Source organism: Campylobacter sp. LMG 7929, from assembly GCF_024723595.1.
Lineage (GTDB): Bacteria > Campylobacterota > Campylobacteria > Campylobacterales > Campylobacteraceae > Campylobacter_D.
This window is the reverse complement of record NZ_JANQCY010000040.1, coordinates 1-545: the sequence shown is the minus strand read 5'-3', so window position 1 is coordinate 545 and position 545 is coordinate 1. Positions and strand designations below refer to the sequence as shown.

Sequence of the window (545 nt, the reverse complement as noted above, 5' to 3'; positions counted from 1 at the left end):
CTACTTCAACCTCACATTCATAATCATATTAGATAAAAAGATACTATCTTTATCAAAGCTTTTTAAGTTATATTCTAGTTTTAAGTTTCTTTTTTGTATATCTTGCATTAAAGTTGAAAGATTGTATAAACTTAAACTTTCTAATATATTTATAAGTTCTATCTTGCTTAAAGTATTAAAATCATTTAACAAGCTAAGATAATTACTTATAATAGAAGAAGAATTGATATTGTGAAATATAATTTTATTTTTTATATCTTCTTTAATAAAAAATTGATTATTTTTTATATAAAAATAATCTTTAAGATGATGATTACTTAATATTTGATTGTAAAAACTTAAAAGACTTTCTTTACTATTTAAGTCTATAAAATTTAAAAATATATTTTCTTTTAATAATACTTCTTGTAATTGTTTTAAGTTTTTAAAAGCTTGATTTATGCTAGAAGTATTTTTTAAAGCATAAATGATATTTTCATCTTTAGAAATTGTTCTATTTATATTATATTGCAATAAAGGATTTTTATAAAGTGTATCACTATTGA

The 545-nt window shown here is 17.8% G+C and carries 1 pseudogene; it reads right to left on the bottom strand.

Going from position 1 to position 545, the window contains the following annotated elements:
* A pseudogene (locus tag CAMP5118_RS07970) lies at positions 1-545 on the bottom strand (hypothetical protein); the annotation flags it as partial.